We start from the raw sequence: 18,263 nt of genomic DNA, 5'->3' as shown, positions 1-18,263 counted from the left end.
AACTCCTTATCTTGTTCGTGCCTAATTCACTTAAATATATCTCAATGACATTCCCGATTCGCCAAACCCAGAAACATCAGACAATCCGCCCGAGCTCCTCATCCAGCACCTCGGAAACCACCTTTCCATCGATCCTTCCACGTACTTCCTTCATCACAACACCCATCACCGGGCCAAGAGCCGCCTTCCCGCGTGACTTGATGAACTCAGCACGCTCAGTCACAATACCGCGGACAAGCGTCTGCAGCTCCTCGCGGGAAAACGCCGGGGCAACCGTTGAAACTGCCTCATCAAGCGTCATGCCGCGGGCGCATGCAGACAAAATATCTGAAACCGCCTCCTTTGCTGCATGACCCGCCTCAACAGCCTTCATCACCGCAATCACCGAATCATCAGGCACTGCGTCAGCAGTCACACCTGCGCGGGAGAGCTCCTTAAGAGACGCAAGAATTGTACGCGCGGCAAACACCGGACGAATACCCTCAGCAACCGCACGCTCAAACAGCGGCAGCTTCTCAGAGAACGCCATCTGGCGCGCCATACCGGCGTCAAGACCATACTCGGCAACAAACCGTTCCGCCTTGTCGGTCAGAAGCTCAGGTATCGCAATGCTCTCCCAGTATGAGGAAGACACCGGTACTGGAAGGATATCGGTCTCAGGATACATTCGTGCCGCGCCCGGAAGGGGACGCATGTAGGCAGTGGACCCGCCTTCAAGCATCTTGCGCGTCTCCTCAGGAACACCCTCCATCGCCATCTTCGCACGGCGGATAACCATCTGAATCGCGCATCTGCACTTCTGTTCCGTTGCCGCAACAATGACCACAGCATCAGACTCGCCTGCGCCAAGAGTCTCCTTCAGGACAGAAACCTCCTCCTTCGTCACACCGTACGCCGGAAGCTCGTCGGTATGAAACAGTCCGCCGACCCCGCACTTCTTTGCATAATCCGACATCTCAGACCCAAGCCGACGGTTCGGCTGAATCTCCATACCGACAAGACCCGCAAAGCCGTGAAGCACCGTTCCCAAAATCACCTTCGCCTTCTTCAGCACCTGCGACTGCGTGCCGGCAAAGACAGAGGTCACATCATACACCTCGCCGTTCACCAGAGCATTGCGTGCCGCAAGCTCGTCTTTGATTGCAAGAAGCGACAGCTGGCGCTGTACCTCGCGACGGACGACCTCGGCAATCAGATCAAGTTCCTGCACGCCCTTGATCTCAACACGTGCGCCGTCACGGATGGACACATTCACATCCTGACGAATCGTGCCGAGACCGCGCTTCACGCGACCGGTCGAACGAAGCGTCATACCGATGTACTGGGCAACATCATGCACCTGCTCAGGTGTTTTCATGCACGGGGCGGTTGTGATCTCAATTAAGGGAATGCCAAGACGGTCAACCGAAAACACTTCGTCGGTCACGCGCTGACAGGCATCCTCTTCAACAGCGACGGTCTCAATCCGGCAGGTGTTGTCAATCGCACCGTTCAGCGCAACAAGCGCAGTCCGCTGAAAACCGCTTGTGGCAGAGCCGTCCACAATCATCTTGCGCATCGTGTGAATCTGCGGCAGAGGCGTCATGCCAAACATCTTGGCAATCGTCAGCACAAGATCCAGCGCATCAGGATTCATCGGAGCAGGCGGCTGCTCGTCGATCTCTACAAGGCCGGTCGTGTCGTACGTGTAATACGTAAACAACCGCGCCTGCATCATCTCCTCCTTTGCCGCACGGTCCACATCGCCCATCTCTGATGTTGCGACGCGCAGATACCGGCGAACTTCGCCGGTGTGATCCGCTGAGTCGCGGATGAGTGTCGGCGTGTGCGAAAACAGCTTCTCTTTGGTGTTCAGCTGCTGGTGAATCTCAATTCCCGCCTTCAGGCCAAGGGACGCGTAATCGAAGTCGGTCATTTACATCTCCCTCCACAGATCATAATCAAGCTCCCCTTTCAGGTTCGTCTGCATCATCCGAACCGCATCCTCAGGGCGCGAAGTGTTACCAAGGACCCACATCAGCTTCACGAGCGCAACCTCAGGCAGCATACTACCGCCCTCGACAACACCTGCCGCAAGAAGGTCGCGGCCGGTCTCATACACGCGGTCGCATACCTCGCCTGCCTGACACTGGGACGTCATCACAACAAAGGTCCCGGAAGCGCTCAACGCAGCTATCTTTTCGATGCAGTCGGTACCCACATGGCCAAGACCGGTTCCTGAGATCACAAGCCCGCGGCAGCCGGAAAATGCATCAAAGAGATTTGGATTCATTCCCGGATAGTACTGGAGAAGGCCGCAGTTCGGCTCAAGTCGGTCAAACAGCCGCAGCTCGTGCGTGCCGCGAAGCACTGCATCACCATTCAGATTGACATTTCCGTCTGGATAGGAAACCACACCGACCGGCCCTCTGCCAACGCTCTGGAACGCATCGCGGCGGGAGGTGTGATTTTTCCGGACGCGTGTTCCGCGGTGAAGGGCGCACGCAACATCATCTGACGTTGCATGCATGCAGACAACAACCTCGCCGAGATCAGAGATGCCTGCCTTCACCGAACAGATGGCATTCATCGCATTGTCACTGCTCGGTCGGTCGGCAGACCGCTGGGCTCCGACAAAAATTACCGGCACCGGCGTCTCAAGCATGAAGGACAGCGCCGCAGCGCTGTACAGCATCGTGTCGGTTCCATGGGTTACGATGACACCCTTTGCACCTGCTGCAATCTCATCATGGACCGCACGGGCAAGCTCCTGCCACATCGCAGGATTCATGTTCTCCGAAAGAACATTGAACGGCTGGAGTGTGTGGTAGCGGGCAATGTCTGCGAGCTCCGGGATTGAGCGGACGATATCTTCAGCGGTGAACTTGGAAGAGACAGCGCCCGTCCGGTAGTCAACCGTGCTCGCAATCGTTCCACCGGTGGAGACAATTGCAAGCAGCGGCAGTTTTGCATCCTGTTTCAATGGCTCAACCGCAGCTTTTGCGGGAGCGGCGGCCGAACGTTCCGGGGCGGGTGTGCAGACGGACTCAGGCACACAGATGTTGTAGCCGCTCGAAAGTTTCACGACAGCGTTGCCGTTTGCGCCGGAGATGTACATCCCGTGGAGTTCAAGACCTGCAAACGCCACGTTCACAGGATCGCTATTGGAAAATGTCATGCAGTTAACCTCATGTAATCAGATTCTATTTTGTCATCGGCCGCAGACAGCGCGGCACGAAGAGCGGCAGCAGCCGACTCGTCGCGGTCGAGAGCCGCAGCCGCGTGTGCAACAGCAGTTCTCATCATCGCAGGACTTGGAGCGCCGGCACTCTGTTTTGCTTCAACCATTTCAAGTGGAGAGAGTGCACGGTCGATGTGCTCCTTGGTCAGTCCTTTCTCTATCAGTGACCAGCCGCATATCTCTTTTCCGGCAGTCTCAACAATCTCAAGCGACAGACCGCCGAGCTTGACCGCACGGCCGACGATGTTGTGAGCAGTTCTAAACGGCATGCCAAACTCCCGGACCATAAGATCAGCAAGTTCAGTCGCAGTTGAGTTGCCGCGGTCAGACTCTTCTGCCATCCGCGCAGTATTGAACGACGCGGTCTGAATCATATCCGCAAGAATCGGCAGTGAGGACTCTGCCGCATCAAGACTCCGCCACAGATGCGGCGTTAAATCCTGCATGTCGCGGTTGTAGCTCATCGGCAGACCCTTCATCAGCGTGATGCCTGCCATCAGTTCTCCTGACGCAACACCCGATTTGCCGCGCATAATCTCCGCGGTGTCAGGATTTTTCTTCTGCGGCATGATCGAGCTCGTCGAGCAGTAGGCATCATCCAGGTCCACAAACCTGATGAACGCACTGCTCCAGAGCACCAGCTCCTCACACAGGCGGCTGACATTTGTCATCAGAATCGAGAGAGCAGAGAGGACTTCAAGAATAAAGTCCCGGGACGCAACACCGTCCATGGAGTTTGTCATGGGAGCAGAGAATCCAAGATACGCTGCGGTCAGCGCACGATCAATTGCAAAACCGGTTCCCGCAAACGCTGCCGAGCCGAGCGGCGACTCGTTGAGGCGGCGGTATGCATCGGTCAGCCGGCTAAAATCCCGCGCAAACACCGCTTCATACGCAAGCAGATAATGCGCAAGCGTTGTCGGCTGCGCATGCTGGAAGTGCGTGAAGCCGGGCATGATGCTTGTTGCATGATGCGCAGCCTGATCAATCAGAGCGCGGCGAAGGGCTGCAAGGCCCGCAAGAATCTCCAGAATGTCCTCGCGGGTCTGCATGCGAAGGCAGGTCGCAACCTCATCGTTTCTGCTGCGGCCAAGATGCATTCTTCCGCCGGCATCAGCGCCGGCATCAGCGATCAGCTGCGCTTCGATTCCTGCATGAATATCCTCATGGTTTGGATCAAACACCGACTCAGGAAGACCCTCAGTCCGGTACCGGTGAAGATGTGATAAAAGCAGCTGCGCAGATTTTTTGTCGATGAGATTTTCTCGGAGAAGCATCAGAATGTGTGCCATGTCCACACGGATGTCGCAGTACGCCATCCGTCGGTCAGCATCCATCGATGCAAGAAACTCTGCAACAGCAGAACTCCGGTCGCCGCCGAGACGGCCTTTACGGATCTGATCACTGCTCTGCATGACCGCTCTCCCCGCATCCCTCTTCTTTTTCCTCTTCCTCGATCTCTTCCTCTTCGCAGCACTTCAGCCGCTCGGCTATCCACTCCTGATCCACAGCCATGCAGTCAACGGTCGGCACATCCCAGATAGGACCGCCGGTCACAACGCAAGTCTGATACAGCGAGTACGGCAGTTCGAGAACGCCAAGATATTTGTTTTCCTTAAACGCCGCAAGAACAATCTGCCTGCCCTCCTCATTCTCCTGAATTTTCGTGAAAAGCAGATGGTCAGGCACCTGATCAGGGTTATCGGAGCTCAGTTTGGTTAAGGTCAGCATCTTGAAAAGCTCCATCACGCGGTCATCGAGATCTGCTTCGAAGATGAAGATCTTCTCCTTCAGTGCATTCAGATCTGCAACCAGCCGCATCGGTTTTTCGCGGTAAATCACCTGATCAGCAATATCGCCGTCAATGCCGACAACACGGTCTGGGCAGTCTGGTTCAAGATAAATCAGAAACCCGCCTGCTGTTTCTTTGTCCTCGTAGACAAACGGATGTCCGGCAAAACCGGTGCAGCCGCACTCATCACACGTGAAAAGAAAAATCTCGCCGGAGAGAACCTTCTCCCGCAGTTCCGGATCGGTAGTCACATTCACCGAAGGACAGATGGTGATCTGCTGCTCATGACCGCAGTCAGGACAGATGATGGAATCTTCTTCGGTGATCATGATCGCTCCTTCGGTGCTGCGGACTGCACCCAGATGCTGTCAACTACCGAGTAGCCCAAGACCGGACGGTCCCAGATGCCGTGCATCAGCATCTTGATCTTTTCATAGGTATCGAACGGGACCTTGATCGGTTCAAGAAACTCATCGCCCTTTCGCGGAACAAAAATCAGCGACCTGCCGGCGCACTCAAACAGATCCTCTGCATAGTAGAGCTTGTCCGGCAGCATCTCCTCATGCCGCGCAGCCATCTCGCGAAGGATGGAGTCCTTCATGGTTTCAACAATCCGGTCGTCAAGATGATCGCGGAAGATGAATGTTTTTTCACGCAGATCGTCTGAGCTGTGGGTCAGCCGCAGCTGCATCTCAGGCAGCAGATGGGCAGGCAGAACATTCGGGAGTTTTACCTCGCGGTCCTCAGTATCCGGAGCAAAGAACACCGAGTACTTCCGGTCAAGATCATGGTAGAGCATAGGATACTCAACTTTGCCGGAAAAGCCGCACTCATTGCAGGAGAGCATAGTGAGGCTGCCTTCGGTATATTTTTCTGCAAGACCGGGATCAGAGGAGGCGTTGATGCTTGGATACATCGTGAAGTCCTGCTTTGATCCGCATTTTGGGCAGGTAATGGTTTTTACTACTGGTTTCATGACTTTACTCCTTTCTTCCGCTCGGTCCTCTGTGATGGTGGGCAAACTCACTGTCTTTGATGACGTCACCGGTAAAAACCGGGCCGTCGCGGCAGACGCGAAGGCCTTCATGGTCCATGCAGCAGGAGCCGCAGACACCAACTCCGCATTTCATGTACCGGTGCATGGAGAACTGACCGCGTGATTCGATTCCTTTGGCAACAAGCCGGTCGAGAATTCCTTTCATCATCATCTCAGGACCGCAGACGCAGATAGTGTCATACCCGGTGACGTCAAGCTGGTCGAGAATGCCGGTGACAAAACCATGATAGCCGCGGGTTCCATCATCAGTCGCAATCTTCAGGTCGGTAACGCCTGCAAGTTCGTCAGGGAAAACAAGCTCGGCAGCAGTTCGTGCACCAAGGATAAAGGTGTCAACCTCGCCGGTCGCGGCAAGGGTGAAGAGCGGTGTGACCCCGATGCCTCCGCCAATAGCGAGCACGCGGCCGGTCGGATAAAATCCGTTGCCGAACGGTCCCCGGATACCAATCTTGTCGCCTGCTTTGCAGTTGAAGAGGGCAGACGTTGCGTCGCCCACTTTCATCACGGTGATTGCGTTTGCCGCAGAGAACGCCATCGGTATTTCATCAACGCCCGGTATCCAGACCATGCAGAACTGGCCAGGTCTGAAGTTGAAGAGTTCATCGAAGACGAAAGTCTTCACCGTCGGTGTTTCATCGATTATCGCGGTGATGGTGGTTACTGTCGGCATGTGTTCTTCAGTCATGAGCGCACCCCACAATTTCCTCGGCAGGTATTCCGTCTGCCGCGTAAAGATCCTCGGCAATGTCAGAGAAGACATTGACGTTGTCGTAAACCGCGCTGCCGATCTCAACTGCGGACGCTCCTGCCATCATCATCTCAAGCACATTGTCTGCGGTGGAGATGCCGCCGCAGCCGATGATGGGAATGTCGCATGCTTCGTAGAGATCGTAGACGCACCTGACCGCGATCGGAAAGACCGCAGTCCCGGAAAGGCCGCCGAACTTGTTGCCGAGAACCGGACGGCGCATGCCTGTTGAGATGCGCATTGCTTTGACGGTGTTGATGGCAACAATTGCGTCAGCACCTCCTTCTTCAGCGGCACGGCCGATGACACCGATGTCTGCAACGTTCGGCGTGAGTTTGACCCAGACCGGTCTGCCGAATGCCTTCACGGCTTCGGTGCACTCGCGCACGACACGCGGGTTTGCGCCAATCGCAGCGCCGTATCCTTCGGCGTGCGGGCAGGAGAGGTTGAGTTCAAATGCCTGAGCGGTCGGGAGCCACTCGGCAACTTTGGCGAACTCTGCAGGAGTTCCGCCGAAGATGCTGACAACGACCGGTTTTTGTGCGGCAAGCAGGGGGGAGATCTCTTCTGCGAACTCTTTTGACGGGTTGGGGAGACCCATGGCGTTGAGGATGCCGCCGGCGACCGGAATTAAGGAAGGGCCGTGATGACCATCCTTTGGTTCAGGCCCGATGGACTTGGTAACAACTCCGCCTGCTCCGAGGCGAAGCATTCGTGACAGCGATGCGGCGGTGGTCCCGAGAACTCCTGCGGCGAGGAGCATATGATTTGTGAGGGAAACGCCTCCGATCTTTGCTGCCGGTGTCTGCAGTTTGATCATATCTATGAGGTATGTATTGGACGCCGGGGATTATCTTGTCTTCGAAGATGTTGGTGAATAGGGGGATGAGATTTTAAAACGCGAATAACGCGAAGCGGTGAGCAGGCCGAAGGCATGCGATTCGCGTTATTCGCGTTTCAATTTCGCACGAATGCTCTTCTCCACAAAATCGAGAATCGTCTCCGGACTCTGAGCTGCATCCACCAGCAAAAATCGCGAAGGATCCTCAGCAGCACGCGCCAGATAATTTTTCTGTACAGCCTCCAAAAACTCCTGCCGCTCGAAATGCTCCTGCTCAGGCCTGCCGGCAAGTCGCGACATCGCAACAGAAACAGGCACCACAAGAAGAATCGTCATATCAGGCCGGACCGACCATCCCTCATGCACTGCAGTTAGCCATTGCCTTGGATTGGGATGAACGTTCTGAAGCGAAACCTCCTGATATGCAAACCTGCTGTCAGAGTACCGGTCCGAGATAACAACCCTGCCGCTCGAGAGTGCCGGACGGACAACATCAGCAAGATGCACCGCATGATCAGCCACAAACAGCGCAGCCTCAACAAGCGGATCATCATTTTTCGCAATCGCACGCCGCACTGCATCACCCAGATACGGACTTCCCGGCTCCCTGGTAAACAGCGGATCCAGATCAAGAAGTCTGCTCTTCAGTCCGGCATACAGCGTTGACTTTCCGGCACCGTCAATACCCTCAAGCGTAATTAACAAAACGAACCCTCCTGAATAATTTTCAGCGGCACCGTTCCCTTATGAACAGCAGTCGAAACAATCGCCCCGTCAAATCCGGCGTCCGCAAGAGTTGCCAGATCCTCAGTAGACCGCACACCCCCGCCATAAAACAGCGTCTTCTCACAACAGCTGCGAAGATTCTCAGCAACGGCTGGATCAATACCTGAAGACGTCCCGACCGATGAAATATTCAACAGAATACACCCCGCAAAGTTCGTATCATTTGCCAGACGAAGAACATCCTCCGGACAAAAACCTGACGGATCAGAAATCTCTGAAGGAAGAAGCTGGGAAAAATTCTGCCTCGCAACAACGCTTCCGTCTTTTACATCCACGCTCAGAAAACCCCCCATAAACTCATCCATAGGCGCATCAATCGTTTCCGTACCCACAATATTGTGAATGTTGCACCCGTGAAGATACTCCTCAGGAATACTGCACCCGCGATCCACCCACAGACCATCAACAAAATCCGCAAGACGAAGAATCATCTTCGTATGATCCCCGGAAAATCCGATCCGATCAAGGTCTGCCGCATACAGATATCTCGGTCTCATCACCGAAATATATGCAGACGGCTCAGCCGACGGCGACAGACCCCAGTTCAGCGGCAGATAATTTGCGCGGTCGCCGCAGCTGCCGTGCACCACATAACCCCCTTTCAGATCTACTGCGAGTACAACATCCATTCTTCTCACCACATATATGCCATAGGAATCGATAAATTGAATGCCCTTATTAGGGGTAAAGACCATATAATATCCATGAAACTCTTAGTCAGCCCAAGTTCAATAGAAGAGGCAAAGTTCTGCCTCGATGCTGACATTATCGATGTAAAGCGTCCCGCTGAAGGGTCGCTTGGTGCTAATTTTCCGTGGGTCATCCGCGAAATTAAGAAACTTGCCGGAAACAAACCGGTCTCTGCCGCAATCGGAGACTATGGTCCGACCCCGGGCAATGCAGCTCTTGCCGCATACGGTGCTGCATGTGCCGGCGCAGACTTTGTAAAAATCGGACTCATGTTCAACGACAAAACCGCTGCACATGAAGTGATCGAAAGCGTCGTTCGCGCAGTCAAAGAACCGTTCCCGGAAAAAACCGTGGTGATTGCTGCATACTCTGACTACGTCAGACTCGGCAGCATTGCCCCGCACATCATGTCCCCCATCGCAGCAAAATGCGGTGCAGACTTTGCCATGATTGACACCGGTGCAAAAGACGGAAAAAGCACGTTTGAATTTATGAACAAGGAAGCCCTCAAAGCATTCACCGAACAGAACAGATCTCTGGGCCTTGGAACAGCACTTGCAGGCTCCCTCAAGTTTGAAGACATTCCAGTCCTCAAAGAGATCAATCCTGAGATCATCGGTGTCCGCGGCATGGTTTGCGGCGGAGACCGGACAACAATGGTCAAAGCAGAGTTGGTGACAAAAGCAATTCAGATGGTCAGGTAAACAACATGTACAGTGAAAAACTCAATATCCCAACGGCATTAACATTCGACGACGTGCTGATTGAACCGGCTGAGTCATGGACCGAGCCGAACGACGTGAATGTGCAGTCACGATTCTCCAAAAACATTCCGCTCTCAATCCCGCTCGTGAGTTCTGCAATGGACACGGTCACAGAGTCGGCGATGGCAATCGCCATGGCACGCGCCGGCGGTATCGGAGTTTTGCACAGAAACTGTACGCCGGATCATGAGGTTGCCTCTCTCACCCGCGTGAAAAATGCGGAGAAGGTCATTGAACGTGATGTCCGCTACGTCACGCCGGAAACAACAATCGCCTTTGTTGCAAACCTGATGGACATGCACGGCATCGGCGGTGTTCCGGTTGTCGGTCTGAAAGGAAAACTGGTTGGTATTGTCTCCCGCCGCGACGTGCGCGGAGTTATCCACAAAATGGGTTCTGAGACCGTGCAGACGATCATGACCAAGCGGCCGATCACGGTGAAGGACAACATCACTGCAGACGAAGCCATCAACATGATGTATGCAAAAAAGGTCGAGCGGCTGCCGGTCGTGGATGACAAAGGAAAGCTGACCGGTATCATCACCATGCAGGACCTGCTGGAAAAACAACAGTACCCAAATGCAAACCGCGACAAGTCAGGCAACCTCCGTGTTGCAGCAGCGGTCGGGCCGTTTGATATGAACCGCGCTTTGATGCTTGCTGAAGCTGGAGCTGACGCAATTGTTGTGGACTGTGCCCACGGCCACAATATGCATGTGGTCAAAGGCGTAAAAGACATCAAAGGATCTGTCTCCTGTGATGTGGTTGCAGGAAACATTGCAACTGCCGAGGCGGCAAAGGAACTTATTGACTTTGTGGACGGTATCAAAGTCGGTATTGGTCCTGGCTCCATCTGCACAACCCGTATTGTTGCAGGCGTTGGTGTTCCGCAGGTGACGGCAATTGCAAACGTCTGTGATATTGCAGACCCGGCAGGTGTGCCGGTCATTGCGGACGGCGGCGTGAAGTACAGCGGTGATGTGGCAAAGGCAATTGTTGCAGGAGCCTCGTCTGTCATGATGGGCAGCATGTTTGCAGGAACCGATGAGGCGCCCGGTAAGATCATTGTGGTGAAGGGACGCCGCTACAAGCAGTACCGCGGTATGGGCTCTCTTGGCGTGATGACCTCCGGCCAGTCGAGCGACCGGTACTTCCAGAAGAAAGGCATTGGCGCAACAAAGTATGTGCCCGAAGGAGTGGAGGGAGCGACTCCGTACGTCGGCTCGGTGAATGATGTGATTTACCAGACGATCGGAGGCCTGAAATCTGCGATGGGATACACGGGCTGCAAGGATATTGAGACGATGAGAAAAAATGCACGTTTCGTGCGCATCACTGCGGCTGGTCTCAAAGAGAGCCACCCACATGATATTTTAATTACGGACGAGGCCCCGAACTACCGTGCGGGACTCTGATTTTTTCTTTTTTTCAATTATTTTTACCAAACAAACTACCGAAGATCGATTTGAAAAAAGTAAGATTATATCTTATAGTTTGCCGGGATGATCATCACGCGGATGAGTTTGATGTACTCGTCAATCAGATCCAGCGGGTTTGGAATGGTGATGCCGCCGAAGGAGAGCGCAGGCATGCTGAAACCACCTGATGAACCGCCCGAGGAACTTCCGCTGGAAGAGGAGGAGCCGCTGTTATCCTCGGTTACCCCGCTACGGGTGACCTTGATAAATTTCATCGCTGTGTTCTCATTGCCGTAGTTTGCATCAGATGCGACAAGAGCCACCCGGAAATCACCTTCACCACTGAAGGTGTGGGTCGGATTTCGTTCATTGGAGATAGCACCGCCATCGTTGAACGTCCAGAACCAGTTGCCCGGATTGCCGGTTGATTTGTCGGTAAAGTGGATGGTCATCGGGTTGGACGAGTCAACGCTGAACTCAAAGTGAGCGGTTATGGCAGCAGACGCAGGGATTACAAACACTGCTGTCGTAAGCAGGATTGCACAAAGAATTACATATTTTTTCATGTTATATCACCTCATATCTCTAAGTTATACTTCTCCGGATTCATCATTGCCAGAAGAAGGCGGATAAATTCGTCTATGACATCCATGGGGTTGGGGATGAGTTCATCATCAGCGGAAAGAGAAGCCGCCAGTACTGCCGGGGATGTTGTCGCTACGGTTGTTGTCGGGGCAGTTGTTGCTGCGGTTGTTCGAACAGTGGTCGGAGCAGTTGTTGCTTTGGCACTGACAGTAATCGTTTTGTAGGTGGTTACTGATTTTGAACCTTTAATGGCCGCAAGTTCAACCTCATATTTTCCTTCTCGATCAAATGTGTACGTGATATTTTGGCTTATCAGTTCCTTTTGAACGGTCCTGGAACCATCATCAGTCTTGTAGATAGTCCATCTCCAAGAGGTGGGACCACTGGATTTGTCGGTAAATTTCACCTCAAGGGGAGCTGCACCGGATGTTTTAGAGGCATCAAAGGAAGCAACGAGATCAGAAACAGTAATCTTAGTTTCCGCATTATAATGCTCATTATTGGCTGTGACCACAAGCGTTACTGTATATGTCCCATCCTCAGTATACGTCCAAGAGGGGGCTTTGTAGGTCGCATTATTTTTTGAAATCCACGAATTAGAATCCACACCAAATTCCCAATTCACATCTGAGATATCCGTCTCAGGGATAGTAGTATTCAGTTTGAACTTGACCGTAAGAGGCACGGCACCTTTAACCGGCGTTGCATCAATGGCAACCTTATATGTGGATGTATTTCCCTTTACCGTGATGGTCTCTGATTTCTTTACAGAAGTTCCATTCGTGTTGGTTGCGGTGAAGTTTGCAGTATATGTTCCTGGTTTCTCATAAGTATGCGTTGTTTCTGCAGTTGTGGCAGATTTTTCGTCTCCAAATTCCCATCTGACAGAGTCTGAGTTGGTAGCTGTTGCTTTGAAAGTTACTTTTAACGGAGCAGTTCCTGTTTTTGGACTAACTTCATTGATTTTGGTTTCCGGAACAATTTTTGTTTTTTCAGTTGCAGTAATCTCCTTCGTATAAGCATCAGATGTAATTCCATTTTGAGTCACAACAAGTGATACATAATATTTTTTGGCAGTCGTAAAACTATATGTTGGATTTGCTTTATCACTGGTTTTACCGCTTTCGAATGTCCACAAATAAGTCACATCACTCGCAGGACTACCCGTAAAAGTAACATTAAGTGGAGTTTCACCGGACTCTTTAGAGGCTGTAAATGATGCAACAGGTTTGATGGTAATTTCTTTAGAACCCTCAGATGATACATTCGTTCCCGATGCAGTCACCTTAACGGTATATTTCCCGGCAGAATCAAACGTTTTTTCGAAAGAGGCACCATTTTTACCATTAGCACCATCAATTGTCCAGGAATAAGTGACGTTATCACCTTGCGTAACAGAGAAGATCACTTTTTCTCCGACTTTTGCCGTGGTGGGACCGGTAATTGTCAATTCCGCTGCACTCACCACCCCCACAGCCACCAGCCCCAGGACCAGAAGCAGCATGAGAATTTTTCTCATCCCGCTCACCTCAGATCATCCCAATCGCAACAAGAATCGCCGCAACCACAACAAGACCGAGAATCGCGCATCCTGCAGCTGCTCCTCCGCGCATGTCAAGTGCTGCACCAAATCCTTTCATCGTTGCAATCAGTGACCACACTGCGGCAATGATAATACCAAATCCGGGAATCCATCCAACAACAGCATAAGGAAGCGAGCTTCGCATCACAACAGCAATGGTCTCGCCAATGCTTGCATCCTCGCCGAACACTTTTGCAAACACGCCGGACAGCACTCCCTGAATCATCACAAAGACCATCCAGAGAACAAACATCACCAGAATCAGCATCACCATCGCCATCATATTCGACGACAGTGCCCCAAAAATCGGGAACTCTGATGCAGTGACCGGCAAGAATTTCGGCAGCACAAATGCGAGCATCACAACTGAGATGACCGCCCAGACGATACCTGAAATCAGGAACAGACCGATTGCATCCTTTGGACCCTCGCGTCCGTAATACTCAAACGCATCAGCAGGTCGTGTCAGGAAACCAACAATGCTTCCCTCGTACGGCTTTTTGACCTTCGGCTCTTTGGGTGCACGCGCACGTTTTGGCGGGCGCTCGCGTCTGGTGCGCGGCTCATCATACTCGCCCTCATCACGTCTGGATTTTTTCTCGCGCTTGGATGGTTTTTCTTTACGTTTTCTGGACGGCTCATTTCTGCCGCTGCCGTCAAACATGTCCGGAACCGACGGCTCGCTCATTGACACGGCTGCCGCAGCAGCAGCTCCGGTCTCGGCCAGAGGCTTACCGCACATCGCACAGAACCGGTCATCAGGATGATTGCGTGCTCCGCAGACCGTACAGTACTTGACCGGTGCATTACCGCGTGCAGGGGGTGCAACCGTCGTAACCGAGTACTGCGCAGCAGATGCCGCAGCACCGCCGTACATTGGCGGCATCTCTGGCGGAATAACCTCCTCGAACTTCGAGATCCACATCTCCCGCAGATCCATTGACGGGAAAAGCAGATGCATATCCTTCACACCATCGCGGGACGCAATGGTTAACCCGATCCCGGGCTCACCCATCTCGCCGGCAATGCGGATCGCTTTTTTCAGCGTGTTCACTGAAAACTCTCCGGCGATCGCAAGCATACCGTTTGAGTTACCCATCAGCACAAATCGCGTGTTCGTCAGATACGCAGTAAACACATCACGCTTTACCCGGATGCCGGGAGAAGACATGTAGGTTTTTTCTCCGGGTTGTAAGGTAAGCATCTGCGGAACGCTTTGGGGAGCAGCATACCCCATTCCTCCCATAGCGCCGCCCATCGCGGGAGCTGCCATCTGAGGAACATGAGGCATCGCATGAACCGGCAGTTTTGCGGAAAGTTGCACCATCCATGCCTCGCGGGAACCAGGCGACGGAAACGTCAGAATCATCTGCTTGACACCGGTCTGTGAACCAATGGTCAGAGCAATCGACGGTTCGCCGGACTCGCCCTCCATCCGGGACGCGTCCATCAACTCCGCAATGGAAAACTCACGACCGATTTGACCCGAGATGTTCTGAAGAATCAGGCGAAGGTTCGTCATATACAGCGTGTAGTATGTCCGCTTGATCCTGACTCCTGCGGTTTTCAGGATCTCCATCTCGCCGGCAGCATATACCGGTGAAGGAGGCATCGCACCTGCGGGTGCTGCGACAGGGGCTGCGCGCGCAACCGCGGGTTGGGCTCCCGGAACAGCAAACGGCTTTTCACCGACCGCTTTACGGATCTGATTCACCCATGCCTGCTGCTCGCCCGCCTTGAAGATATCACCTACCGGAAACGACCAGACCATTTCTTTCTGGCCGGTCGGGGTGGATAAAACAAGTTTCAGACCAGGCTCGCCACTGGGAAGAGTGATCGGATCCGCAGCGGAAATATTCGTGATTTTAAACTCGCGGGGGGCCGATCCACCATCGATAATCAACCGTTCGCTGGTTAACGTTCCAGTGTACTGCTGATTTTTCACCATGACCGGGGAGGAGTAGTATCGCACTTCACCGGCATGCATCTCTACAGGCGACATAGTATCTTTATTACTCTTGATTTCCTTTTATAAATATTTGTCAAACATGACTTTTTCCCTTGATACAAGGATTTAATAGCATTTGCACTCTACTTTCATGTGTATGACTGAAACCTCAGCCCCAATTGGGGGAGACATCTTCAAGTCTCTTCTCCTGAAGGGTATCCTGATGATAATACTTGGTATTATCATGCTGATCTTTACCTTCGGTTCGATCCTTGCTATTGAACTGTTGTTTGGCATTGTGCTCATCATTCTTGGAATTCAGCTTCTGACCTCAGGATCCACATTCCTTGGAGAGTATAAACGTACATGGTGGGTAATTCTCTTAGGAATTCTCGCAATCATCGCAGGAATTCTTGCATTCGTCTTCCCGGCAATGATGACTCTCTATATCGTGTACCTGATTGCAATTACTGTTCTTATCAGCGGATTTACAGATATTGCAATTGCAATTGCTAACAAGACCGGTGAGGCAAACCGTATTCTTGTCGCAATCTCCGGTGTTCTTGGAGTGATTCTTGGTATCCTGTTCATATTTATGCCGTTCACGGGCGCAATTGTTCTTGTACAGGTAACTGCTATCTTCCTGCTGGTCTTTGGAATTCTCGCAATTGTCGAGGGATTCATGGCAAAGAAACCAGCAAAAACCACCTAATCTTTTTTTTGTCTCTACCTGAACCTTATATAGGTTGGAACGACAAGATTTGAGTATGACAAACATTGTAGTGATTGAGGAGACACTTCTTCCGGGAGCCTGGAAGACGCTGCTCCTGAAAGGCATTGTTCTTCTGGTTCTTGGAATATTCTGTCTTGTATTCCCGTTCGCGGCATTGAATGTGAGTGCATATATTATCGCAATTCTCCTGCTCTTTATCTCAATTGCAGCCCTGTTCTCAGGATTTTCTGCATTCGGTGAGCCAAAAGCCACATGGTGGATGATTCTTCTCGGTATCATTGGTATTGTGATTGCACTGATATCCTTTGTCTCGCCTGACACGATGATCTGGATTGCAACGGTATTCATTGGAATTATTGCGTTGATCTCCGGAGTTACGGATGTGATCTTTGCATTCAGCCGCGGACTTTCCTGGGGACAGAGAATTCTGATGCTGATCCTTGGTATTATTGGTATCATCATCGGTCTGTTCTTCCTGCTGTTCCCGACCGAGGGGGCTCCTGTCCTTGCACTGGTCTTAGGAATTCTTCTTGTTATTGCAGGTATTGTCTCGTTTGTTCAGGCATACCTCTACAAGAAGGAGTATGCAGAACTGACTGCATAACCAAAAATTCATTTTTTCTTTTTTTTGAGATGCAGGATGTTATGCCTGCTCCCTACGGAGTTTTACACATTAAGCGATGAGCCGCCCACGGAAAAACGGAACACACGGAAATATAACAGAAAAAAAACATCACGGAGCAGACGTGAACATCACAGAATTTATTGCATTCAAATAGACATTTCCGTGATGTTCACGTCTGCTCCGTGATGTTTTTCCGTGAAATATCTGTGTGTTCCGTTTTTCCGTGGGTGGCTCATGATCTAACAACCAACATCCCAAACCTTTTATCACTCACCCTCCCAAGAGAAAAGTAGATACTGCTATGACCGAGAGTACACGAAAAATTGCCGACATTGCAGAAGTACTGGGAATTCCTGAAGAAGAGTGCAGACTCATTGCCGATCGATATGAACAGATCCTCCCCTGCAAAAAAATCGGCAGAGTACGGGTGTATGATGAGAACATGGTCGACAGATTCAGAAAAGTCGCAGACCTCCAGAGTCAGGGACTCCCTGAACCAGTGATCATTGCTGCCATCAAAGGAGGAAAATCCTTAGAAGAACGGGCACGCGAGGACATGAAGCGGATGGGAATAGAGTCCGTGCCCGCAACACCAAAGGAGATGCCAAAACCGGTCCCGCGTACCGAAACTGAAGAGGAACTTATCCTTGCCGTCAGATCAGCACAGACTGCCGTTCAGACCATGGATCACCGGATGGCAGCAGTTCGGGAAAAAATGGCTGAGGACAACACCGCAGTACTTGACGCAGTTGCCAAAGTCTCTGAAGAAGTCGCAGCACTCAGAAACGAGGTCCGCACACTCTGGGACCAAATTGCATCACTCGAACAGTACTTCCGCGAACAGGACGCACAAAAAAAGTCAGGATTCTGGAAACGGTAAAATTATTTAACCGTCTTCCAGCGTATCCTGATACCGGAGGAAAACACCTTCATCAGCAGATCTGCTTTTTTCAGGGCAGTCCTCTGCTCAGGAGATCCTCTCCCCAAGCCCTCGCAGGAAATAACAACAGTATTTTGCAAAATCTGTGCAGAAACAGATCGGACAACACTACCATGCGACCGGTCAAGACCGTCTGCAACACGAAGAATACCTGAGAGAAGATCAACGATTTTTTTATCGCGGCGACTGAGATCACCATAGAGAAAGTGGCGTTTCTTCGGAAGAGCCCCGCGATGATACCTGACAGCAAGAGCAACCAGAATTCGTTCGCGGGGAGTGAACGGCATGGTCTGATCATGCAGAACAAACATCATGCCAGTTTTATTATGAGTATCACCGGTAATTCCCCAGCCCACATCATGCAGAAGTGCTGCGGCGGTAAGAAGCCGCCGGGTCTGTTTGCCGTACCGTTTCGCAGAAACGAGATCATCGTAGAGAGCAAGAGCCAGACGGGTCACCTGATCCGCATGGCAAAAATCCTCGTTCAGAATTTTTGCCGAGTCACCCACCAGCATGAGATCTTTTTTCTTCAGA

18 protein-coding genes are annotated in these 18,263 nt (G+C 52.1%); 5 read left to right on the top strand and 13 right to left on the bottom strand.

Features of this window, described 5'->3' with window-relative positions:
• Positions 1-76 precede the first annotated feature (76 nt).
• The 9 genes from gatE to McpAg1_RS08090 all read right to left on the bottom strand — a co-directional run bounded on the left by gatE (position 77) and on the right by McpAg1_RS08090 (position 9,073).
• Positions 77-1,915: a Glu-tRNA(Gln) amidotransferase subunit GatE gene (gene gatE / locus McpAg1_RS08130; protein WP_338094814.1), complete on the bottom strand. Its 1,839-nt coding sequence runs from the start codon at positions 1,913-1,915 to the stop codon at positions 77-79.
• Positions 1,916-3,157, bottom strand: a complete 1,242-nt coding sequence (gatD, locus tag McpAg1_RS08125) for a Glu-tRNA(Gln) amidotransferase subunit GatD (RefSeq protein ID WP_338094813.1) — start codon at positions 3,155-3,157, stop codon at positions 1,916-1,918.
• Positions 3,154-4,635: an argininosuccinate lyase gene (gene argH / locus McpAg1_RS08120; protein ID WP_338094812.1), complete on the bottom strand. Its 1,482-nt coding sequence runs from the start codon at positions 4,633-4,635 to the stop codon at positions 3,154-3,156. Before argH ends, gatD begins: the two co-directional genes overlap by 4 nt.
• Positions 4,622-5,341: a CpXC domain-containing protein gene (locus McpAg1_RS08115; protein WP_338094811.1), complete on the bottom strand. Its 720-nt coding sequence runs from the start codon at positions 5,339-5,341 to the stop codon at positions 4,622-4,624. Before McpAg1_RS08115 ends, argH begins: the two co-directional genes overlap by 14 nt.
• A complete protein-coding gene (locus McpAg1_RS08110; RefSeq protein ID WP_338094810.1) occupies positions 5,338-5,988 on the bottom strand; it encodes a CpXC domain-containing protein in 651 nt (216 codons plus the stop codon). The genes McpAg1_RS08115 and McpAg1_RS08110 overlap by 4 nt, the downstream gene beginning before the upstream one ends.
• Before the next feature lie 4 nt (positions 5,989-5,992).
• Positions 5,993-6,754: a dihydroorotate dehydrogenase electron transfer subunit gene (locus McpAg1_RS08105; RefSeq protein WP_338094809.1), complete on the bottom strand. Its 762-nt coding sequence runs from the start codon at positions 6,752-6,754 to the stop codon at positions 5,993-5,995.
• Positions 6,747-7,637, bottom strand: coding sequence for a dihydroorotate dehydrogenase (locus tag McpAg1_RS08100; protein WP_338094808.1), 891 nt, complete (start codon positions 7,635-7,637; stop codon positions 6,747-6,749). The genes McpAg1_RS08105 and McpAg1_RS08100 overlap by 8 nt, the downstream gene beginning before the upstream one ends.
• Positions 7,638-7,763: 126 nt before the next feature.
• Positions 7,764-8,363, bottom strand: a complete 600-nt coding sequence (gene tmk / locus McpAg1_RS08095; protein ID WP_338094807.1) for a dTMP kinase — start codon at positions 8,361-8,363, stop codon at positions 7,764-7,766.
• Positions 8,357-9,073 carry a HisA/HisF-related TIM barrel protein gene (locus tag McpAg1_RS08090; protein ID WP_338094806.1) on the bottom strand — a complete coding sequence of 239 codons (717 nt, stop codon included), beginning with the start codon at positions 9,071-9,073 and terminating at the stop codon, positions 8,357-8,359. The genes tmk and McpAg1_RS08090 overlap by 7 nt, the downstream gene beginning before the upstream one ends.
• A gap of 75 nt (positions 9,074-9,148) precedes the next feature.
• Here McpAg1_RS08090 and McpAg1_RS08085 point away from each other — a divergent pair, with 75 nt between their 5' ends.
• Together McpAg1_RS08085 and guaB are read left to right on the top strand one after the other, a co-directional pair.
• Positions 9,149-9,838 (top strand): (5-formylfuran-3-yl)methyl phosphate synthase, encoded by a 690-nt coding sequence (locus McpAg1_RS08085; protein WP_338094805.1) that lies wholly within the window; start codon positions 9,149-9,151, stop codon positions 9,836-9,838.
• A gap of 5 nt (positions 9,839-9,843) precedes the next feature.
• Entirely contained in the window at positions 9,844-11,313 is a 1,470-nt protein-coding gene (gene guaB, locus McpAg1_RS08080; protein WP_338094804.1) for an IMP dehydrogenase, read from the top strand.
• Positions 11,314-11,378: 65 nt separating this feature from the next.
• Here guaB and McpAg1_RS08075 read toward each other — a convergent pair whose 3' ends face one another.
• From McpAg1_RS08075 to McpAg1_RS08065, 3 genes are read right to left on the bottom strand one after another with little or no spacing between them, the layout of a single operon-like run.
• Positions 11,379-11,882 carry a PKD domain-containing protein gene (locus McpAg1_RS08075; RefSeq protein WP_338094803.1) on the bottom strand — a complete coding sequence of 168 codons (504 nt, stop codon included), beginning with the start codon at positions 11,880-11,882 and terminating at the stop codon, positions 11,379-11,381.
• An 11-nt stretch (positions 11,883-11,893) separates the two neighbouring features.
• Positions 11,894-13,405: a PKD domain-containing protein gene (locus McpAg1_RS08070; protein WP_338094802.1), complete on the bottom strand. Its 1,512-nt coding sequence runs from the start codon at positions 13,403-13,405 to the stop codon at positions 11,894-11,896.
• Between the two features lie 25 nt (positions 13,406-13,430).
• Complete coding sequence (locus McpAg1_RS08065; RefSeq protein WP_338094801.1) at positions 13,431-15,485, bottom strand: YIP1 family protein; 2,055 nt, start codon at positions 15,483-15,485, stop codon at positions 13,431-13,433.
• Positions 15,486-15,588: 103 nt separating this feature from the next.
• Here McpAg1_RS08065 and McpAg1_RS08060 point away from each other — a divergent pair, with 103 nt between their 5' ends.
• The 3 genes from McpAg1_RS08060 to McpAg1_RS08050 all read left to right on the top strand — a co-directional run bounded on the left by McpAg1_RS08060 (position 15,589) and on the right by McpAg1_RS08050 (position 17,669).
• Positions 15,589-16,143: an HdeD family acid-resistance protein gene (locus tag McpAg1_RS08060; RefSeq protein ID WP_338094800.1), complete on the top strand. Its 555-nt coding sequence runs from the start codon at positions 15,589-15,591 to the stop codon at positions 16,141-16,143.
• A 55-nt stretch (positions 16,144-16,198) separates the two neighbouring features.
• Positions 16,199-16,768 carry an HdeD family acid-resistance protein gene (locus McpAg1_RS08055; RefSeq protein ID WP_338094799.1) on the top strand — a complete coding sequence of 190 codons (570 nt, stop codon included), beginning with the start codon at positions 16,199-16,201 and terminating at the stop codon, positions 16,766-16,768.
• A gap of 322 nt (positions 16,769-17,090) precedes the next feature.
• Positions 17,091-17,669 (top strand): MerR family transcriptional regulator, encoded by a 579-nt coding sequence (locus McpAg1_RS08050; protein WP_338094798.1) that lies wholly within the window; start codon positions 17,091-17,093, stop codon positions 17,667-17,669.
• Positions 17,670-17,671: 2 nt separating this feature from the next.
• On the opposite strand, the gene McpAg1_RS08045 is transcribed toward McpAg1_RS08050, so the two are convergent.
• Complete coding sequence (locus tag McpAg1_RS08045; RefSeq protein ID WP_338094797.1) at positions 17,672-18,244, bottom strand: HD domain-containing protein; 573 nt, start codon at positions 18,242-18,244, stop codon at positions 17,672-17,674.
• Positions 18,245-18,263 lie beyond the last annotated feature (19 nt).

It is taken from the genome of Methanorbis furvi (assembly GCF_032714615.1).
Lineage (GTDB): Archaea > Halobacteriota > Methanomicrobia > Methanomicrobiales > Methanocorpusculaceae > Methanocorpusculum > Methanocorpusculum furvi.
Note: the sequence above shows the minus strand (reverse complement) of the source record. Positions and strands in the feature narration are given on the sequence as shown.

What these genes read in the sequence shown, in the direction of transcription:
- McpAg1_RS08050 (WP_338094798.1), top strand. Translation starts at nt 17,091, where the DNA reads ATGACCGAGAGTACACGAAAAATTGCCGACATTGCAGAAGTACTGGGA.
- McpAg1_RS08085 (WP_338094805.1), top strand. Translation starts at nt 9,149, where the DNA reads ATGAAACTCTTAGTCAGCCCAAGTTCAATAGAAGAGGCAAAGTTCTGC.
- McpAg1_RS08065 (WP_338094801.1), bottom strand. Translation starts at nt 15,485, where the DNA reads ATGTCGCCTGTAGAGATGCATGCCGGTGAAGTGCGATACTACTCCTCC.
- McpAg1_RS08070 (WP_338094802.1), bottom strand. Translation starts at nt 13,405, where the DNA reads ATGCTGCTTCTGGTCCTGGGGCTGGTGGCTGTGGGGGTGGTGAGTGCA.
- McpAg1_RS08115 (WP_338094811.1), bottom strand. Translation starts at nt 5,341, where the DNA reads ATGATCACCGAAGAAGATTCCATCATCTGTCCTGACTGCGGTCATGAG.
- gatE (WP_338094814.1), bottom strand. Translation starts at nt 1,915, where the DNA reads ATGACCGACTTCGATTACGCGTCCCTTGGCCTGAAGGCGGGAATTGAG.
- gatD (WP_338094813.1), bottom strand. Translation starts at nt 3,157, where the DNA reads ATGACATTTTCCAATAGCGATCCTGTGAACGTGGCGTTTGCAGGTCTT.
- guaB (WP_338094804.1), top strand. Translation starts at nt 9,844, where the DNA reads ATGTACAGTGAAAAACTCAATATCCCAACGGCATTAACATTCGACGAC.
- argH (WP_338094812.1), bottom strand. Translation starts at nt 4,635, where the DNA reads ATGCAGAGCAGTGATCAGATCCGTAAAGGCCGTCTCGGCGGCGACCGG.
- McpAg1_RS08060 (WP_338094800.1), top strand. Translation starts at nt 15,589, where the DNA reads ATGACTGAAACCTCAGCCCCAATTGGGGGAGACATCTTCAAGTCTCTT.
- McpAg1_RS08055 (WP_338094799.1), top strand. Translation starts at nt 16,199, where the DNA reads ATGACAAACATTGTAGTGATTGAGGAGACACTTCTTCCGGGAGCCTGG.
- McpAg1_RS08045 (WP_338094797.1), bottom strand. Translation starts at nt 18,244, where the DNA reads ATGCTGGTGGGTGACTCGGCAAAAATTCTGAACGAGGATTTTTGCCAT.
- McpAg1_RS08100 (WP_338094808.1), bottom strand. Translation starts at nt 7,637, where the DNA reads ATGATCAAACTGCAGACACCGGCAGCAAAGATCGGAGGCGTTTCCCTC.
- McpAg1_RS08090 (WP_338094806.1), bottom strand. Translation starts at nt 9,073, where the DNA reads ATGGATGTTGTACTCGCAGTAGATCTGAAAGGGGGTTATGTGGTGCAC.
- McpAg1_RS08075 (WP_338094803.1), bottom strand. Translation starts at nt 11,882, where the DNA reads ATGAAAAAATATGTAATTCTTTGTGCAATCCTGCTTACGACAGCAGTG.
- McpAg1_RS08110 (WP_338094810.1), bottom strand. Translation starts at nt 5,988, where the DNA reads ATGAAACCAGTAGTAAAAACCATTACCTGCCCAAAATGCGGATCAAAG.
- McpAg1_RS08105 (WP_338094809.1), bottom strand. Translation starts at nt 6,754, where the DNA reads ATGACTGAAGAACACATGCCGACAGTAACCACCATCACCGCGATAATC.